This is a genomic window from Microbacterium sp. 05T445, from assembly GCF_056395865.1.
Map to the genome: position 1 here is coordinate 376,707 of NZ_JBFTKJ010000002.1, position 17,166 is coordinate 393,872.

Annotated in this window: 13 protein-coding genes; 5 read left to right on the plus strand and 8 right to left on the minus strand. The window is 72.3% G+C overall.

Going from position 1 to position 17,166, the window contains the following annotated elements; genetic code table 11:
- Positions 1–134: 134 nt before the first annotated feature.
- Positions 135–2,390 carry an MSCRAMM family protein gene (locus AC1DDU_RS11265; RefSeq protein WP_477434093.1) on the plus strand — a complete coding sequence of 752 codons (2,256 nt, stop codon included), beginning with the start codon at positions 135–137 and terminating at the stop codon, positions 2,388–2,390.
- 81 nt (positions 2,391–2,471) lie between these two features.
- On the opposite strand, the gene AC1DDU_RS11270 is transcribed toward AC1DDU_RS11265, so the two are convergent.
- On the minus strand, positions 2,472–3,116 hold the full coding sequence (locus tag AC1DDU_RS11270) for a MerR family transcriptional regulator (protein WP_477434095.1): 645 nt from the start codon (positions 3,114–3,116) through the stop codon (positions 2,472–2,474).
- A 76-nt stretch (positions 3,117–3,192) separates the two neighbouring features.
- On the opposite strand from AC1DDU_RS11270, the gene AC1DDU_RS11275 reads away from it, so the two are divergent.
- The 3 genes from AC1DDU_RS11275 (at position 3,193) to ligD (ending at position 6,178) form a co-directional block, all read left to right on the plus strand.
- Positions 3,193–3,609, plus strand: coding sequence for a hypothetical protein (locus tag AC1DDU_RS11275; protein WP_477434097.1), 417 nt, complete (start codon positions 3,193–3,195; stop codon positions 3,607–3,609).
- Positions 3,610–3,676: 67 nt separating this feature from the next.
- Positions 3,677–4,804 (plus strand): SseB family protein, encoded by a 1,128-nt coding sequence (locus AC1DDU_RS11280; RefSeq protein ID WP_477434099.1) that lies wholly within the window; start codon positions 3,677–3,679, stop codon positions 4,802–4,804.
- A gap of 330 nt (positions 4,805–5,134) precedes the next feature.
- Complete coding sequence (gene ligD / locus AC1DDU_RS11285; RefSeq protein WP_477434101.1) at positions 5,135–6,178, plus strand: non-homologous end-joining DNA ligase; 1,044 nt, start codon at positions 5,135–5,137, stop codon at positions 6,176–6,178.
- A 149-nt stretch (positions 6,179–6,327) separates the two neighbouring features.
- Here the strand turns inward: ligD and AC1DDU_RS11290 are convergent, their stop codons facing one another.
- From AC1DDU_RS11290 to AC1DDU_RS11315, 6 genes are all read right to left on the minus strand, one after another.
- Positions 6,328–7,377, minus strand: coding sequence for a serine hydrolase domain-containing protein (locus AC1DDU_RS11290; RefSeq protein ID WP_477434103.1), 1,050 nt, complete (start codon positions 7,375–7,377; stop codon positions 6,328–6,330).
- A gap of 169 nt (positions 7,378–7,546) precedes the next feature.
- Positions 7,547–8,593 carry an ATP-dependent DNA ligase gene (locus tag AC1DDU_RS11295; RefSeq protein ID WP_477434105.1) on the minus strand — a complete coding sequence of 349 codons (1,047 nt, stop codon included), beginning with the start codon at positions 8,591–8,593 and terminating at the stop codon, positions 7,547–7,549.
- A gap of 119 nt (positions 8,594–8,712) precedes the next feature.
- On the minus strand, positions 8,713–11,619 hold the full coding sequence (locus AC1DDU_RS11300) for a helix-turn-helix transcriptional regulator (RefSeq protein WP_477434107.1): 2,907 nt from the start codon (positions 11,617–11,619) through the stop codon (positions 8,713–8,715).
- A 58-nt stretch (positions 11,620–11,677) separates the two neighbouring features.
- On the minus strand, positions 11,678–11,899 hold the full coding sequence (locus tag AC1DDU_RS11305) for a hypothetical protein (protein ID WP_477434109.1): 222 nt from the start codon (positions 11,897–11,899) through the stop codon (positions 11,678–11,680).
- 211 nt (positions 11,900–12,110) lie between these two features.
- Positions 12,111–12,314 (minus strand): hypothetical protein, encoded by a 204-nt coding sequence (locus tag AC1DDU_RS11310; protein WP_477434111.1) that lies wholly within the window; start codon positions 12,312–12,314, stop codon positions 12,111–12,113.
- A 165-nt stretch (positions 12,315–12,479) separates the two neighbouring features.
- The gene (locus AC1DDU_RS11315) at positions 12,480–13,712 is read right to left on the minus strand and encodes an acyl-CoA dehydrogenase family protein (RefSeq protein ID WP_477434113.1); all 1,233 of its coding nucleotides are present in this window, start codon (positions 13,710–13,712) and stop codon (positions 12,480–12,482) included.
- A 131-nt stretch (positions 13,713–13,843) separates the two neighbouring features.
- Between AC1DDU_RS11315 and AC1DDU_RS11320 the strand changes: the two genes are divergently transcribed.
- Positions 13,844–14,380, plus strand: coding sequence for a GNAT family N-acetyltransferase (locus AC1DDU_RS11320; RefSeq protein WP_477434115.1), 537 nt, complete (start codon positions 13,844–13,846; stop codon positions 14,378–14,380).
- A gap of 25 nt (positions 14,381–14,405) precedes the next feature.
- Here AC1DDU_RS11320 and AC1DDU_RS11325 read toward each other — a convergent pair whose 3' ends face one another.
- Positions 14,406–17,126, minus strand: coding sequence for a cation-translocating P-type ATPase (locus AC1DDU_RS11325; RefSeq protein WP_477434117.1), 2,721 nt, complete (start codon positions 17,124–17,126; stop codon positions 14,406–14,408).
- Between the last annotated feature and the right edge of the window lie 40 nt (positions 17,127–17,166).

Below are 17,166 nucleotides of genomic sequence, written 5' to 3' on the forward strand. Positions count from 1 at the left end.
GTGCGCGCCCTCCGGGAGTCCGCCGCCGGGCCCGGCGATGTCGGCGCCCATCCGGAGGATTCGTCTTCGCGGTGGCGCACTCCGGTCGGGTCGGGCGGAAGCGCACCGGACCGTACCGAGAGAAAGAAGGATCTATGACAGCTCCCTCCCCGCGCGCGCCGTTCGCACGTGCCGCTGCGCGAATGTGGTCGACGTTCGCCGTCACCGGCGCACTCGTGGCCGGCCTGATGGGTGGGCAACCAGCGTGGGGAGTCGAGTCGGATCCGCCGCCGGAGCCGACGGGCTCGATCTCGGGCGTGGTGACGACGGAGTCGGGCGCGTCGACGAACGGAGTGACGGTCACCTCGTATCGATACAACGCCGAACGGAACTCCTGGACGTGGGGGCCCTGGGCCTCGGTGGGTGCCGACGACGGCGCGTACGAGCTGTCGGGGCTGCCGGACGGCGAGTACCGCATCGAATTCAGGGCGCAGGCCCTGATAACGAACCTCGTTTCGGAGTGGTGGTCGGACGCCGCGGACCTGATGTCGGCGACCACGATCACGGTGTCGAGCGGGGCCGCGATCACCGGCGTCGACGCGAGCCTCGCGACAGGCGGGACCATCACGGGCACGGTCGTCGATGAGGCGGGTGCCCCGGTTCCGCAGGTCTCGGTCCGCGCCTCCGGCTCGGCGAGCGGGGCTGGGAGCGGCTACACGATCACCGACAGCAATGGCTTCTACCGGGTCGCCGGACTGCGTACAGGCGACTACCGCGTCGAGTTCGCACCGATGGCGGACAGCGGCCCCGTCGCCGGCGAGTGGTGGAATGATGCACCCTCGGCGGCCGAGGCGGATGTCGTCGCGGTCACTGCGGGCGCGGAGACGCCCGGAATCGACGCCGTGCTCGCCGGAGCCGGCGCGATCGCGGGCGTCGTGACGGACGAGTCCGGCGCACCGGCTTCCTACGTCTACGTCGCTGTCTACCGTGCCACATCCGACGGCGCCGGCGAGTGGGTCAGATCGATGACCACTGACGCATCCGGCGCCTACACGATCTCGGGCCTCGCCGCGGGTGCCTACAAGGTGCTCTTCTCCGCTTCGGGTCCGCTCCTCAGCGAGTGGTACGACGACGCTGCAGATGCGGCGTCGGCGGCGGTCGTCGCCGTGTCGGCAGGGAAGACGGCCGCAGTCGACGGCGCGCTCGCGGTCGGAGCGAGCATCACCGGCGTCGTCACGGATGAGTCCGGATCGCCCGTCGAGAATGTCGTCGTCTGGGCGCACCGGGTCACCGAGAACGGCCTGGGGCCCGGCGCGGGGGCAGCCACCGGCGCAGATGGGGCCTACTCACTCGTCGGCCTCCCGTCGGGTCGATACAAGCTCTACTTCGAGACCGCCAACGCCGCGTCCAACCTCGTCGGCGAGTGGTGGGACGACGCGATCGGCGAAGCCGACGCGACCGTGATCTCCGTCCAGAACGGAGGGGTCACGACGGATGTCAGCCCGCGACTCGCGCCGGGCGCGGAGCTGTCGGGCGTGGTCCGCGATGGCGACGGCGAGCCCCTCGTCGATGCAGAGGTCGCGCTGCGTGATGTCGACGGCACCTGGATTCGGAACGTCTACACCGGTCCGGACGGCGCTTACGCCCTCAAGGGGGTCGGCGCCGGCAGCTACCGCGTGGTCTTCCGGGCCTCGGTGGATCTCGGCGCGTTCCTCAGTGAGTGGTGGAACAACGCGCCGGACTTCGCCTCGGCGAACGACGTCGTGGTCGCCGCGGGTCAGACGGTCGACACGCTCGACGCCACGCTCTCGGTGGACGACGGGTCGGTGCTCGAGACCTATTCGGCATCGCTGTCGGGCGTCGTGACCGATGCTCTGGGCAACCCTCTCGAAGGCGTCTCGGTCTCGGTCGACGGCGGCGACTGGGGTGACGGCGCGCAGACCGATGCGAACGGCGCATGGTCGATGACCTCGTTGCCCGCGGGCTCCTACCGCGTGTCGTTCACGGCGGAGATCGACGGCACCCTCTTCACGGAGTGGTGGGATGGCGCGGCGGACCACGATTCGGCCACCGTCATCTCTCTGGTCAATGCCGAGCAGCGCACCGGCATCGACGCGGTGCTGGGCACCGAGGCTCTCCCGCCGCTCGAGTCGTCGACGCCGAAGATCACCGGTCCGCTGCGGATCGGCAAGACGGTGAAGGCGCATCCGCGCGGATGGACCGAAGGCGCCCAGTTCTCGTATCAGTGGTTCGCGGATGACGTGCCGATCCCGAACGCGACGGCCGCCTCGCTGGGCATCACTCCCGATCTGGTGGGTGCGCGCCTGACGGTGGCCGTGACGGGGTCGCTCGCGGGCTACCAGAGCGTCACGGAGACGTCGGCGAAGACGGCACCCGTGCCGGCGAAGTAGCACCGCGCGAACTGTGGGTCGGTCCCGTCGCCGTGACGGGGCCGACCTCAGCCATGTCGGGGCGGCTCGCCTGAGCAGTGGTCAGGCGGGCGAGGTCTCCCCGGCGGCAGGTGCAACGGGCTCTGTGGCTCCCTCCACGAGGAGGTGGTGGTGCGCGAGCCGGCGCAGCGCGAGCATCACCGGCTCGTACAGCGCGGTCCCCAGCACCGCATACGTCACGGTCTCGGCGCCGGCCATCTCCGCCATCGGCGCGAGCTCGTCGGCCGCGACCAGCCGCATCGCGTCGCCGTAGCGGCGCAGGACCGCGGGGGAGGCATCCAATCCCGCCGCCTCCAGCGCGCGCAGCGCCTCGTCGAGCTGTGGGACGGCGGTGAACCCGGGGTCGTACGTCAGGCCCAGGGCGGCGATCGCGGCCCGGGCTCGGGGGTAGTCGTCGCGGTCGGCGTCGACGTAGGGCGGGAGGGCGCCGACCGCGCGGCCGAGAGTCTCGATCGGGTCGTCCTCGGGGGCGTCGACGAGGGCGAGGATGTCGCGGACCCGCGACAGCGGGAGCCCCCGCACGTCGGCGAGTGCGGCGATGAGCCGCAGCCGGGCGAGATGCTCGTCGCCATACTCCGCGCGCGTCGCCGAGACGGCCTCGCCGCGGGGGAGCATGCCCTCGCGGATGTAGAACTTCACCGTCGCGACGGGGACGCCGCTGCGCTCCGACAGTTCCGAGATCTTCATCCCGCCCTCCTGGTCTTGATATTGGATACTATAGCTATCCAATATTGGAGAGCGAAACTATCCAACGGAGGTCAGAATGGATCCGATCCTCACGATCGTCGCCGGGACGACGATCCTCACCGTCATCGGCATCATGTCGGGCGGCACCTTCCTGCTGCGGATCGCCTCGCGCGGACTGCCGTTTAACGGACTGCAGAAGACGTTCTTCCGTGCCGGCCACGCCCACGCCGGCGTGCTCGTGCTGCTGGGGCTCGTGAGCCTGCTGCTCACCTCCGCGGTGGGAGCCGCGCCGGCGTGGCAATGGGCGTCCGTCGGCGTGCTCGCCAGCGCACTGCTCATCCCCGGCGGGTTCTTCCTGTCGGTGCTGGGGCGCGACCCGCAGCGCCCCGGCCGGGCGATCGCGCTGCTGTGGGTCGGGGCGGTCGTGCTGGCGGCATCCCTCCTCGCGGTCGGCATCGGCGTGATCGCGGCGGGGGTCGCCGCTCTGCCGTGATCGCAGGGGGCCGCGCGGCTCCGCAGGGAGGGGCGTGCGCTGCCGGGCGGCGGGTTAGGCTCGCACAATGGCATTGTTCTCGCGCCGCCCGAAGAAGCCCGGCGACCAGACGCCGGCGTCCGAGCCTTCGCACGGCGACGAATCGACGGCTCCCGCCGAAGGCGCCGCCGACGTCGCGCCCGCCGCCGAACCCGCAGCCCGCGAGGCGGACGCGCCGGCGGAGACCACGGCCGATGCAGAGGCAGACACGGATGCCGCGGCATCCGTCTCCATCTCGGTGTCGTCGTTCGCCGGGCTCGGCGCCGCCCCCGCCGCCGCTCAGCCCGCCGACGAGGAGGAGACCGTCGCCGCCGCGCCGGACTCGCGCCCGCGCCTGGGCACCCGCGAATGGATGCGGACCGCCCCCGAGCAGACCGAGACGGTCCCCGGTCTGCGCGACAACGTGCTGCTGCGCGACGCGCTCGGCCGGGTCGGCGACGCCCCGGCGTCGCAGGCGCTGCTCGACGTCGCTCGGCAGCTGATGCAGGGTCATGTGTTCCTGCGGGTCAAGGGCGACGCCCGCACGCTCCTCGCCGAGGGCAAGGGACTGCCGTTGGCCGTCGCGACCGCCGGCGACCGCACGTTCGCCATGGTGTACTCCGGCGGCGCGGCCCTGCAGCAGAGCCTCCGTGCCGACGGCGACGCCGACACCTCGGCCATGGGCCAGCCCGTGCTCACGGTGCTGCGGCACGTCTTCGCGAGCTCGTACGACGGGATCATCCTCGACCCCGCCTCGACGCCGTCCCGCGCCGTGCTGCCGAAGGAGTTGCTGCAGCGCGCGGTCGACGCGGCGGACCCCGAGTTCACCGTCAAGACGCTGCTCGCCGCTCCGCGCACCGACGACATCGCGGGCCGGATCGCCGAGGCCCTCACGCGCGTGCCGCTGTGGGTGGCGGTCGGGTCTGCCGAGGGCGGCACACCGGGCGTCGCCGAGGGAACGGATGCCGACGGACGGCGGTTCATCGAGGTGTACTCGCACCCGCTCGAGGTCGCGGTCATGGGCCGCGGCGACAACGCCGCGCCGATCACGGCCGCGCAGCTCGCCCGCGCGATCCGCAGCGACGATGCCATCACCGGACTCGTGGTCGATCCTGCCGGGCCGTGGATCCGGCTCAGCCGCGCCGAGCTCGCGCCGGTGCTCGCACTCGCCGACTGAGGCGCGGATCGCCTGACCTCCCGCGCACCCCGGTCGCTGAGCGAGCGCAGCGAGACGAAGCGCCACGGGCAGGGGCGCGTTTCGTCTCGGTCGCTGCGCTCCCTCGCTCAACGACCGGGACTCGGCCGCGGGCCCTGCGCCCCCTGCTCAACGACCGGGACCCGGCCGCGGACCCTGCGCCCCCTGCTCAACGACCGGGACTCGGCCGCGGGCCCTGCGCCCGCTGCTCAAGGGACCCGGCCGCGGGCGCTGCGCTCCCTCGCTCAACGACCGGGACCGGGCCGCCCGGGCAGGTGACGCGTGTCGCCGCCCGCGCCTAGGGTGAGACCCATGGCGTCGGAACGCATCACCCTCACCGTGCCCGGTCCCCACGGCGACCGCGAGGTCGGGCTCTCCAGCCCCGACCGCGTCATCTGGCCCGCGCTCGGCATCACCAAGCACGAGCTCGCCGAGTACCTCATCGCCGTGCAGGCGCCGTTCCTGGCCGCCAACGGCGATCGGCCGGTGTCGCTCGAGCGGTTCCCCGAGGGCGTCGACGGCGAGCGGTTCTACTCGAAGAACCCGCCGAAGGGCGCACCGGGGTTCGTCGAAGCGCAGACCGTCACCTACAACAGCGGACGGCGGCATCCGCAGATCGTCCTCACCGAGATCGCGGCGGCGGTGTGGGCCGTGCAGATGAACACGATCGTGTTCCACCCCTGGGCGTCGCTCACCGCGAACACCGACAACCCGGTGGAGCTGCGCATCGACCTCGACCCGCAGCCGGGGACCGACTTCGCGGATGCCGCGGCCGTCGCGCCCGCGATGCGCGACGTGCTCGCCGAGGCGGGTCTGACCGCATTCCTCAAGACGAGCGGCAATCGCGGCATCCACGTCTTCTGCCCGATCGAGCCGGAGTGGGAGTTCCTCGACGTGCGGCACGCGGTCATCGCCGCCGGACGTGAACTCGAGCGGCGCATGCCCGACAAGGTGACGATGAACTGGTGGAAGGAGGAGCGCGGCGAGCGCATCTTCATCGACTTCAACCAGGCGAACCGCGACCGCACCATGGCGGGCGCGTACAGTCCGCGCGCGCTGCCGACCGCGACAGTCTCCACGCCGCTGACATGGGACGAGCTGGCGGCGGGCGTCGATCCGACCGCCTTCACCGTGCGCACCGTGCCCGAGCGCCTCGCCGACGTCGGCGACCCGTGGGCCGCGCTGCTGGAGAAGCCGGGACGCATCGACCCGCTGCTCCAGTGGTGGCAGCGCGACCTCGACGCCGGCCTCGGGGAACTGAACTTCCCGCCGGACTTCCCGAAGATGCCCGGCGAGCCGCCACGCGTGCAGCCGAGCCGCATCAACCCCGAGAACTGGCCGAAGGACGACGCCTGACCGACGCGCTTCGTCTCGCTTCGCTCGCTCAGCGACCGGGACGGGCGCGCTTCGTCTCGCTTCGCTCGCTCAGCGACCGGGTGGGGGTGCTTCGTCTCGCTTCGCTCGCTCAGCGACCGGGTGGGGGTGCTTCGTCTCGCTTCGCTCGCTCAGCGACCGGGTGGGGGTTCGACGACGGTCGCCGACGTGAGTGCCCGGTTGGCGAACTCGTCGTCGATGGTGACGTCCGACGCGATCACCGCCACGGCATCCGCACGCCGGTCGACGACCACCGTCGTGCCGGGGCCGGCCGCGAAGAACACCCCGCGTGGAGAGTCCACCCACCACTGGTAGCCGTAGCTGATCGTGCCGTAGCCGGGTGAGGCGACCACCGGAGTCGTCGCCTCCACCGCCCACGAGGGGGAGACGACCTGCTCGCCCTCCCAGGCGCCCTCGCGGAGGAACAGCTGACCGATCCGCAGCAGGTCCCGCGGATGCAGCCTCAGGTGCGTGTAGCCGAGGTTGATGCCCTGCGGATCGGCGAGCCACGCCACGCCCGCCTCCTCGAAGGACTGCTGCACCGCGCCCACTTCGGCTCCCGGACCCAGGCGTTCCTCCCACAGCGGGTCCGCGTCGATCCCGAGCGGCGTGAACAGCACATCCCGGGCGAACTGAAGGGGCGACTGACCCGTGGCCTGCGCGACGACGGCCGCGAGCACATGCGCGCCGACGTCGGAGGAGTCGAACGAGCCGTCGCCCGGGCCTCGCGCGGCGCGGTCCTGCAGGATCGCGGCGATCCAGTCCGAAGCGGTTTCGAGGTCGGCGCCGTACGGCGGCCCGGGGAAGCCTGCGGTGTGGGTGAGCGCCGCCCTCAGCGGGATCGCGGCCGTCTCGGGGGTGAGGACCGCCGCCGAGCCGGGGAGGAGTTCGCCGAGCGTGGCATCGACTCCACGGATCAGACCGCGATCGATCGCGATGCCGATGAGCGTCGAGGTCACCGCGCGGGCGATGCCCCGCACGTCCCAGGTGTCGTCGGCCGTGGAGTCGATGTACTGCTCGTACACGGGCTCGCCGTGCTGCTGCACGATGATCGCGCGCACGGCGCCTTCGCCGTACGCGTTGTCGAACGCCGTCGCGATGTCGTCCTGCATGGCGTCGGCGGGCGGGCGTTCCGGTACGGCGGCCGAGCAGCCCGTGGCGGCCAGGCAAGCGATCGCCACGCACGCCGCCGCGACCCGGATGCCGGCGCGGCACCGGAGTGGGAGGTGGTCGAGACGCGCCATGGCAAGCCCCCGTCAGCGGTGGCCTTGGCCGCACCGTACACCCGCGCGTCGACGGCGGCCAGGGGGTGCGCGCAGCGGCCGGGTGACGGCATCCGCGCGCCGCTGCTCAGACGAGGACGTCGGACAGGTCGTACGCGGCGACGACCTCGAGCTGATCGTAGGTGCACGACGACGGGTCGCGGTCGGGGCGCCACCGCTCGAACTGCACGGTGTGGCGGAACCTCCAGCCCTCGAGCTGGTCGTAGCGCACCTCGAGCACGCGCTCCGGGCGCAGCCGCACGAACGACGAATCGGCGCGCCCCGCCTGGAAGCGCGACTTCTCGCCCTCGCCGCGCAGCGCCTCGCCGTCGGCGTCGCGCTCCACCAGCGGAGCGAGCTCGTCGATGAGCTCGAGGCGTCGCTTGTCGCTCCAGGCGGCGACGCCGCCCACGGGGTAGAGCGTGCCGTCCTCGTTGTAGAGACCGACCAGCAGCGAGCCGACGCCCGCGCCGGACTTGTGGATGCGGTAGCCGAGCGCCACGACGTCGGCGGTGCGCGCGTGCTTGATCTTGAACATCGTGCGCTTGCCGGGCGCGTAGGGCTGACTGAGCGGCTTGGCCACCACGCCGTCGAGCCCCGCGCCCTCGAACTCGGCCAGCCATCGCCGGGCGAGATCGGGATCGTCGGTCGCGCGCGTGACGTGCACCGGGTCGGGCACGTCGCGCAGCAGCTCGACGAGCGCGGCGCGGCGCGCCTCGAACGGCTCGTCCTGCAGGTGGCGGTCGCCGACGGCGAGCAGGTCGAACGCGATGAACATGGCGGGCGTCTGCTCGGCGAGCATGTTGACACGGGATGCCGCGGGGTGGATGCGCTGCGACAGCGACTCCCAGTCGAGCCGCCGTCGCCCGTCGCGATCGATCGGCACCACGATCTCGCCGTCCAGCAGGCACGGCTCGGGCAGCAGCCGCGCGAACGCCTCGACCAGCTCGGGGAAGTACCGCGTCAGCGGCTTCGCGCCGCGCGACCCGATCTCGACGTTCTCGCCGTCCCACGAGACCAGCGCGCGGAAGCCGTCCCACTTCGGCTCGTAGCTGAGCCCTCCGGCCACCTTCGCCGGGTCGGGCACGTCGGGCACGGACTTCGCGAGCATCGGCGCGGGGATCTCGTACGGCATGCGCCCCATCCTGCCGTGGCCCGCCGACACCCGACAGCCCTGCATGCGGTTCGGAACGACGCGCGCTCCGCTGCCCGCCCGCAGTCCGGGCGGATGCCGCCGCTCCCGCCGGCCGGAGCTCAGGCGGACGCCGAGGTCGACGCCGACGCCGCGTACAGCGCCGCCGCCTCGGCGCGATTGGTGGCACCGATCTTGGCCAGGATCGCCGAGACGTGCACCGATGCGGTCTTGGGGCTGATGAACAGGCGCTGCCCGATCTGCGGGTTGGTGAGGCCTTCGGCGATGAGCTCGAGCACCTGGAGCTCGCGCGGCGTGAGCCCCGCGACGACCCCGCCGGCCGCGCCGGTGGCCGCCGATCCCGCGAGCCGGGCGTGTGCGGCCAGTTCCGTGGCCCATCGTGCGACGCGCGCGACGCCCTGGTCGGGCGCCTGCGCGGCGACGTCGGCCAGGATCCGTGCGGCCTCCTCGCGCTCGCCGGCGTCGATCAGCGCCCATGCCAGGCGGCACCGCGCCGTCTGCAGGTGCCACACCGGCAGACCGCCGTCGTCGGCTGCGGCGAGCACGCGGCGCCAGGCCGAGATCCGATCGGCGGGCGTGGAGCCGTCGGCGTCGACCAGGAGCGCACGGACGACGTCCGCCAGAGCACGTGAGCCCTCGTGGTCGGGCAGCGCGTCCAGCGCCGCCGCGATCCGCTCGCGCACGGCGTGGTCGCCCGGCCGGCCGGCAGGGAGGGCGGCGAGCCCCGCGGTCACGAGGGCATAGCGGCGGATCGCCACCGAGCCCGTGTCGCGTTCGGCGACCGCCAGCACGTCGCGCGCGGCATCCGTCTCCGCCTCCGTGCCGGCGATCGTCAGCACCGCTTCTGCGCGCTCGATGACCCACCACCCCTCCTTGTCGGGATAGCGGCGTTCGGCGTCCTCGATGGTCGCGCGCTCGCCGGCGAGCAGTTCGTCCCGCTCGGCGGCGCGGTCGTCCCACGACAGGTGCGAGGCGATCAGGCGCAGCACCGAGGCGCTGTCGATCGGGTTGATGAAGCGGCGGGCGCGCTGCGCGTAGCGCTGGGCGGCCTCGGGGCGGCCCAGGGCGAACAGCGCGAACGACAGCGAGTGCGCGATCGACGGGCCGGAGCCGCGTTCGATGCCGGCGCGCGCGACGTCGTCGTAGTGCTGCGCGCCGACGACCGCCGACTCGTCGAACCGGCCCACCCGCAGCAGCATGTCGGTCAGCGCGGCTCCCGCATACGCTCGCAGCGGCGGGTCCAGCCGCAGCGTGACCGCGCGCTGCAGCGGAGCGAGCGCCGCGGGCTCGTCGCGTCCGTCGTCCGCGATCCGCCACGCCTCGACGGTAAGCGCCACCGCCAGCGCGTCGTCGTCGCCGGCCTCCTCGGCCAGGGCGATCGCGCGGGCGGCATGGGATGCGGCATCCTCACCGTGCTGGTCGATCGCCATGTTCGTGAGCACGCGCGACAGCAGCACGCGTGCGCGCCGCTCGTCGATGCCCTCCAGCAGCCGGACGGCCTCGGCGAGGTCGTCGGGGCGTCCGCGGTGCTCGAGGTTGAACGTCTCGACGAAGCGCTGCCGCAGGAGCGCGGCGCGGGTGATCGGGTCGTCGGGGCACACCGCGAGACCCTCGTCGGCCGAGCGCAGCGAACGTGCCGGGTCGCCCAGGTCGTGCCACGCCTGCGCGGCGTCGAGGTGCAGGGCGGGCAGAGTCGTGCCGGCGCGGGTCTCGGCGTCCGGCACCTGGTCCCACAGTTCGGTGAGGCGCTCGGCGAGCTTCGCCGACGTCGCCGGCGAGAAGCGCGACCGCGACTCCTGCAGCGCCGCCACGGTCGCGTCGAACGCAGCGGACAGGTCGCGGGCGGCGAGCCAGTGCTCCGCGACGGCGGAGGCGTCGTCGGGGGAGTCCCCGCGATGGTCCCGCAGATGCTCGGCGTAGCAGCGGTGCACGCGCACCCGCTCGCTGGGCAGCATCTCGCCCTCCACGGCCTCGCGGGTGAGCGCGTGCCGGAACCGGTATCCCGCCCCGTCGGCGAGGATCACGCGGGTGTCGATCGCCTCGCGCACCGCGTGGTCGAGCGCGCGCTCATCGAGGGGAGTGACGGCGGCGAGCACGTCGTGGTCGACGTGCATGCCGCCGGCGGCCATGCGCCGTACGGTCTGCTGCGCGTCCTCGCCGAGCCGCGCGTAGCGGGCGAGCACGAGTTCGCGGAGGGTGTCGGGCAGGGCCCGGTCGCCGAGGTCGACGAGCTCCTCGACGAGGAACGGGATGCCGCCGCTGCGCTCGGCGAGAGCCTCGACGACGCGCGGGTCGACGCCGGCCGCGAGCTGCGCGACCTGCTCGGCGACCTCGTCGACGCTCAGCGGCGTCACCTCGACGCGCAGCACGGACCGGGTGCGGTCGAGCTCGGCCAGCACCGGGCGCAGCGGGTGGAACCGGTCGATGTCGTCGGAGCGGTAGGTCGCGACGATGGTGAGGCGGCGGCCGCGGAGGGTGCTGGCCAGGGTCTTCAGCAGCGCCATGGTCGAGGCATCCGCCCACTGCAGGTCTTCGAGCACGACGACCACGTGCCGGCGCTGCGACAGGTGCTCGAGGAGGACCTCGATGGCCTCCGCGAATGCGCCGGCGGGCTCGTCGGACTCCGGCGCCTCGTCGGCGATGCCGGGAACGAGGGCGGCCAGGCTTGCGATGGCGGCCGCGGATCCTGCGGCCTCGCGCAGCGCATCGGTGCCGACGGCCGCGTGCAGATCGCGCAGCACGCGGCGGATGGGGCCGAACGGCGCGCCGATCGGGCCGAGGTCCACGCACTGTCCGAACGCGACGACGGGCGCGTCGGGGTCGTGCGCGGGTTCGGGGGCGACGAGGGAGAGGAACTCCTGTACGAGCCGCGTCTTGCCGACGCCCGCCTCGCCGCGCACGACGACGGTGCGCGGGGTGCCGGCGGCGCCCTCGTCGAACGCCTCGAGCAGTGCGGCCAGTTCGCTGTGCCGGCCGACCATTCGCGAGCTCGAGGAGAGTGCGGGCATGCTCATATCGTGGCACCTCCGGCGCGCTGCGGCTCCGCCTGCGGGCGACGCGTCGGCGTCACCGCGCGACGAGGGCCGACGAGCGGCGGGCCGGACGGTGCACGCGCCGTGCGCGGCGGGTGGGGACGGATGCCGCCACCGCGGCGGTCGCGTCGCGATCCGTCTCCGCACCGGCCTCGGCGTCGCGCTCGGCGCGGAGGTTCAGGATCTCGACGTCCCGACGCAGCTGCGCGGCGCGGTGCGCGTCGAGGATCGAGGCGAGGTACGTCGTGTCGTTCATGTGCGGCTCCTGTCGGGGCGAACCGCACCGGGCGGTTCTGTGTCGTAGCTACGACTGTCCTCCCTAAGGGGTGCCCTCCCCATCGGGCGGATGCCCTATCTCCGGCGTCCTGAGCCTCAGATCCGCGCGGTCCGCCGTAGACGCGGAGAGGGGCGGACCCGATCGGCTCCGCCCCTCTCCGGCTCCGTCGCACGCGCTCCGGCCGGGCCGCTCAATGGCTCGACGCGATCGCGGCGGCGCCGCCGGCACGGGCGGGCCGGTGGGTGACGGTGCGCAGGCGGTCGGCGAGCGAGCGCCGGCGCACCGGCACGGCCTCGCCGCGCTCGCGCCGCACCCGCCGCAGCTCGACCTCGCGGGCGAGGTCGTCGGCGCGGTGCGCGTTCAGGACGGTGGCGGTGAAGAGGATGCTGTCCATGAGTCGTTCCTGTCTGTGGGGGACTCTCCCGGAGTCCCGGCTGTGCTGACAGGAACGACTTTCGTCGCTAAGGGGGGTGCTCCCCATCGGGCGGATGCCTCGTCTTGAGGCCTGCCGGTGCCTTAGACGTCGCCGCCCGGCGACGAGGGCACCTCAGTCACGGGCTTAGGCGAACGCGCTCATGCCCGTGATGTCACGGCCGATGAGCAGGGCCTGCACGCTCTCGGTGCCCTCGTAGGTGTGGATCGCCTCGATGTCGGCCATGTGCTGCATGACGCCGTTCTCGAGGAGGATGCCGTTGCCGCCGAGCATGTCGCGGGCGGTGGACGCGATCCGGCGCGCCGCGCGGGTGTTGTGGTACTTCGCGAGGGAGGCCTGCGTGGGCCGCAGCTCGTCGCGCTCCTCGAGGTCGGCCATCCAGCGGCAGTACAGCTGCATGGCGGTCAGCTCCTCGAGCATCTGCGCGAGCCGCTCCTGCACCATCTGGAACTTCGCCAGCGGCTTCCCGAACTGGATGCGCTGCTGCGAGTAGGCGAGGGCCGCCTCGTAGCAGGCGGTCGCGTGCCCGAGTGCCGACCACGCGACACCGGAGCGCGTCGAGTACAGCACGGTGGAGGCATCCTTGAAGCTCTTCGTGCCCGGAAGCACGGCGTCGTGCGGCACGCGCACGCCGTCGAGCACGATGTGCGCCTGATGGATGCCGCGCAGCGACGCCTTGCCCGTGATCACGGTGCCGAGGTAGCCGGGGGTCTCCTGCTCGACGAGGAAGCAGCGCACCGCGCCGTGGTGCTCGTCGCCGGGGGAGTCCACACGCGCCCACACGAACGTGATGCCGCCCGAGGCGCCGTTGCCGATCCACTTCTTGGCGCCGTCGATGACCCACTCGTCGCCGTCGCGGCGGGCCGTCGTCTCGAGCGAGACGGAGTCAGATCCGTGGTCGGGTTCGGTGAGGGCGAAGGATGCCGCCACCTGCCCGCGGGCGACCGGCACGAGCCAGCGGTCCTGCTGCTCGTCGCTGCCGAACAGCGCGAGCGTGCGCAGCGCCAGTCCGCCCTGGACCGCGAGGACCGTGCCGAGCGAGCCGTCGCCGCGCGAGAGCTCCATGTTGACCAGTCCCGCCGCGAGCGGCGAGAAGCGTGTGAGCGCCGGGTGCACGATGCCGTCGTTGAAGAGGTCGAGCTCGCCGGCCCGCATGGCGATGTCGAGCGGGTAGTCGGCGGCATCCCACGCGTCCTGCATACGCGTGCCGACCTCGTCGATGTACGCCTCGGCGCGCTCCCACGCCTCGCGGTCGGCCACGGGGATGTCGGCGAACACGGCGTAGTAGTCGGTGCCGCGACGGGCGGTGACGTCGTAGCCGGCGACGCTCTGACCGGGACGAGGCTGGAAGTCGGCCATGATCGGGACTCCTGACGGGCGGGAACGGTGGCGCGGATCCGATTCTCCTGGAACTGAATCCCACCAGCAATAGTACTGAGTCCCACGCCGTGAGTCCGTCACCGCCGGATGGCGCCTGGCAGAATGCCGGAATGGCACCTGAACCGGCGCTGACCGCGCTCGGGACCGATCGGCTGCTGCTACGGCGGGCCCGGATCGGCGACGCCGAGGTCTACCGGCAGCTGTGGACCGAGCGCGACCCCCGGGTGCCGCCGCATCGGCGCGTCGGTCCCGACGACCGCCCCACCGTCGAAGACGTCGCCGCGCAGATCCGCGCCGAGGCCAGCGGCTCGGGACCGGCGCTGCTGACGGTCGAACGCCGGGCGGAGGGAGACGTCATCGGCTACTGCGGCGTGGTCTTCGCCGGCAACGGCTCGTCCGACGAGCCGGAGCTCGCCTTCGAGCTGCTGCGCGCGGTCCACAACCGCGGGTACGCGACCGAGGCAGGCGGCGCCGTGCTCGCGTGGGCGGCCGCCGCGGGATATCCGCGCGTGTGGGCGACGGTCTGGGACTGGAACGTCGCATCCCGGCGCGTGCTCGGCAAGCTCGGCTTCCGCGAGACCGGACCCGACGGCAAGGAGAGCGAGCACGGCCGGAGCCTGCTGACGGTGTGCGACCTGTCGGCGTGACCGGACGGGATCCCGGGCCGCGGGGCTAGGCGATCACCCCACGGCGGCGGAGACGGGCCCGCCGCGTCCACTTCTCGAGCTCGATCAGCACCGGGACCAGCAGCGCCAGGCCGAGGGCGATGAGCCACTCGTTGCCCGACAGGCTCGTCGTGCCGACGAGGCGCTGCATGAAGCCGACCTCCACGGCGACCACGGTGAGCGCCAGCGGGATCGACAGCCACTTCACCGCGTCGATGATCGGTGCGGCAAGGCCCGACTCCGGGTCGCGGCGCATGACCAGTCCGCCGAAGATCGAGCCCAGGGCGCACACCACGAACGCCATCGTCACGGGCACGTTGGGCTCGGTCGAGCTGAGCTGGTCGGGGTAGATCAGCAGCGGCACCAGCGTCGTGACGAAGATCAGCCCGCCGTACACGAACCACAGCGTGACCGCGGCCGGGTTGGCGATCGTCTTCTTCGGGTCGCGCGGCGGCTTCAGCATGATGCCGTCCGGCACCGGGTCGAGGAGGATCACGATCACCGGGAAGATGGCGATGAAGAAGTTCAGGAACAGCACCATGATCGGCGTCAGCGGGACGCCGTCGTTGATATCGAAGATGCTCGCCACCAGGAACAGCAGCACGAGCGAGAACAGCTGCGACATCTGGAAGCGGACGTAGCTGACGATCTTCTCGTAGATCCCGCGCCCGAGCCGGACAGCGGTCACGAGGGTGCCGAAGTTGTCGTCGACGAGGATCATCTTCCCCGCCTGCTTGGTCACGTCGCTGCCGGAGCCCATCGCGACGCCGATGTCCGCCTGCTTGAGGGCCGCGGCGTCGTTCACCGCGTCGCCGGTCATCGCGACGACGGCGCCCTGCTCCTGCATGAGGCGGGCCAGACGCAGTTTGTCCTCCGGCGTGACGCGCCCGAACATGTGCAGCCGGGGGAGCGCGGCCTTCAGCTCGTCGTCGCTCATCGCCTGGATCTCGGCGCCGCTGGCGGCGCCCTCGCCGAGACCCAGCTTGCGGCCGATCGCGGCGGCGGTGATCGCGTGGTCGCCGGTGATCATGCGGACCTCGATGCCGGCGTCGCGCGCGATGCGCACCGCCTCCATCGACGACGGCCGCAGCGGGTCGATGATGCCCACCAGCCCGACGAACGTGAGGTCCTCGATCTCGGCCATCGGATCGCTGGGCACGGGCGCGCCGGCGGCGTAGCGACGGAACGCGAACGCGAGCACGCGCAGCCCCTGCTCCGAGAGGGTGCGGTTCGCCTCGAGGATCTGCTCGCGCTGGTCGGCGATCGGCACGACGCCCTCCATCGTCGCCACCGCGCTGCAGCGCTCGAGGACGACGTCGGGGCCGCCCTTCACGTAGGCCACGAGCGTCTCGGTGCCCTCGACCGGGATGCGGTGGAAGGTGCCCATGAACTTGTACGCCGAGTCGAACGGCACCTCGGCCACGCGGGGGAACTGGGTGCGCGTGAGCTCGGCGTCTGCGCCGAGCTTGGCGGCGAGCACGACGAGGGCGGCCTCCGTCGGGTCGCCGATCACCGCGCCGTCGTCGGAGACGGTGGCATCGCTGCAGAGGGTGAGGCCGAGCGCGAGCTGCACGAACTGCGGCACCGGCAGGCCCGCGGTGTGACGCACCTCGCCCGCCTTCTCGTAGCCCGAGCCCGCGACGGTGAACCACTCGCCGCGGTAGTACAGCGACTCCACCGTCATCTCGTTCATGGTGAGAGTGCCGGTCTTGTCGGAGTTGATCGCGCTCGTCGCGCCGAGCGTCTCGACATCGGTCAGGTTCTTGACGACGGCCTTGTGCTCGGCGAGCTGACGCGATCCGTACGAGAGCATCGCCTGCACGAACGACGGCATGCCCGTCGGGATCGCCGAGATCGCCATCGAGATGCCGAGCAGGATCACCGAGGTGATCTCCTGGCCGCGCAGCAGGCCGGTCACGATGATGACAGCGACCGCGCCCCACGCGATCCAGCCGAGCACGCCGGTGAGCGAGTCGAGCTCGCGCTGCAGCGGCGACTTGGCAGGCTTCACCGACGAGAGCATCGAGGCGATCTGGCCCATCTGCGTCTGCATGCCGGTGTCGGTGACGACGATGGCTGCGGTGCCGCGGGTCACCTGGGTGTTCTGGAACACCATGTCGGTGCGGTCGCCGAGCGTGGTCTGCGGATCGGCGAGGGTGCCGGCATCCTTCGCGATCGGCGCGCTCTCGCCGGTCAGCGCCGCCTCCTGCGTCTCGAGGGTCGCCGACCGGACGATGCGTCCGTCGGCGGGCACGATGTCGCCCGCCTCGAGCGCCACCATGTCTCCGGGCACCAGCGTCCTCGCGTCGACCTGCACGAGGGTGCCGTCGCGCACCACCTTCGCCTGCGGGATCTGCATTTTCGCCAGGGCGTCCACCGACGCCTTGGCCTTCAGCTCCTGGCGCGTGCCGAGCACGATGTTCAGAACGACGAGAGCGCCGACGAGGATGCCGACGCTCACCTGGCTGATGAAGAGGCTGATGATGGCGACCGCGACCAGCATCACGTTCATGGGGTCTGCCAGCTGGCGCAGCGCCACCTGCCAGGTCGACGGCGGCTTCTCCGCCGCAATGGCGTTGGGGCCGTGATCGGCCAGGCGCTTCGCGGCCTCGGCGGCGGTCAGCCCCCGTTCGCGATCGCTGCCCAGGGCCGCGACGACGGCATCGGGGTCTTGCGTGTACCACGGGGCGGCAGCCGGCGTGCCGGCGGTGGTGTCCACGGCGCTCATGGCTTGAACATACCGCCGGGGCGCTTCACCGCGGCAAGGA

What these genes read in the sequence shown, in the direction of transcription:
- AC1DDU_RS11265 (WP_477434093.1), top strand. Translation starts at nt 135, where the DNA reads ATGACAGCTCCCTCCCCGCGCGCGCCGTTCGCACGTGCCGCTGCGCGA.
- AC1DDU_RS11270 (WP_477434095.1), bottom strand. Translation starts at nt 3,116, where the DNA reads ATGAAGATCTCGGAACTGTCGGAGCGCAGCGGCGTCCCCGTCGCGACG.
- AC1DDU_RS11275 (WP_477434097.1), top strand. Translation starts at nt 3,193, where the DNA reads ATGGATCCGATCCTCACGATCGTCGCCGGGACGACGATCCTCACCGTC.
- AC1DDU_RS11280 (WP_477434099.1), top strand. Translation starts at nt 3,677, where the DNA reads ATGGCATTGTTCTCGCGCCGCCCGAAGAAGCCCGGCGACCAGACGCCG.
- ligD (WP_477434101.1), top strand. Translation starts at nt 5,135, where the DNA reads ATGGCGTCGGAACGCATCACCCTCACCGTGCCCGGTCCCCACGGCGAC.
- AC1DDU_RS11295 (WP_477434105.1), bottom strand. Translation starts at nt 8,593, where the DNA reads ATGCCGTACGAGATCCCCGCGCCGATGCTCGCGAAGTCCGTGCCCGAC.
- AC1DDU_RS11300 (WP_477434107.1), bottom strand. Translation starts at nt 11,619, where the DNA reads ATGCCCGCACTCTCCTCGAGCTCGCGAATGGTCGGCCGGCACAGCGAA.
- AC1DDU_RS11305 (WP_477434109.1), bottom strand. Translation starts at nt 11,899, where the DNA reads ATGAACGACACGACGTACCTCGCCTCGATCCTCGACGCGCACCGCGCC.
- AC1DDU_RS11310 (WP_477434111.1), bottom strand. Translation starts at nt 12,314, where the DNA reads ATGGACAGCATCCTCTTCACCGCCACCGTCCTGAACGCGCACCGCGCC.
- AC1DDU_RS11315 (WP_477434113.1), bottom strand. Translation starts at nt 13,712, where the DNA reads ATGGCCGACTTCCAGCCTCGTCCCGGTCAGAGCGTCGCCGGCTACGAC.
- AC1DDU_RS11320 (WP_477434115.1), top strand. Translation starts at nt 13,844, where the DNA reads ATGGCACCTGAACCGGCGCTGACCGCGCTCGGGACCGATCGGCTGCTG.
- AC1DDU_RS11325 (WP_477434117.1), bottom strand. Translation starts at nt 17,126, where the DNA reads ATGAGCGCCGTGGACACCACCGCCGGCACGCCGGCTGCCGCCCCGTGG.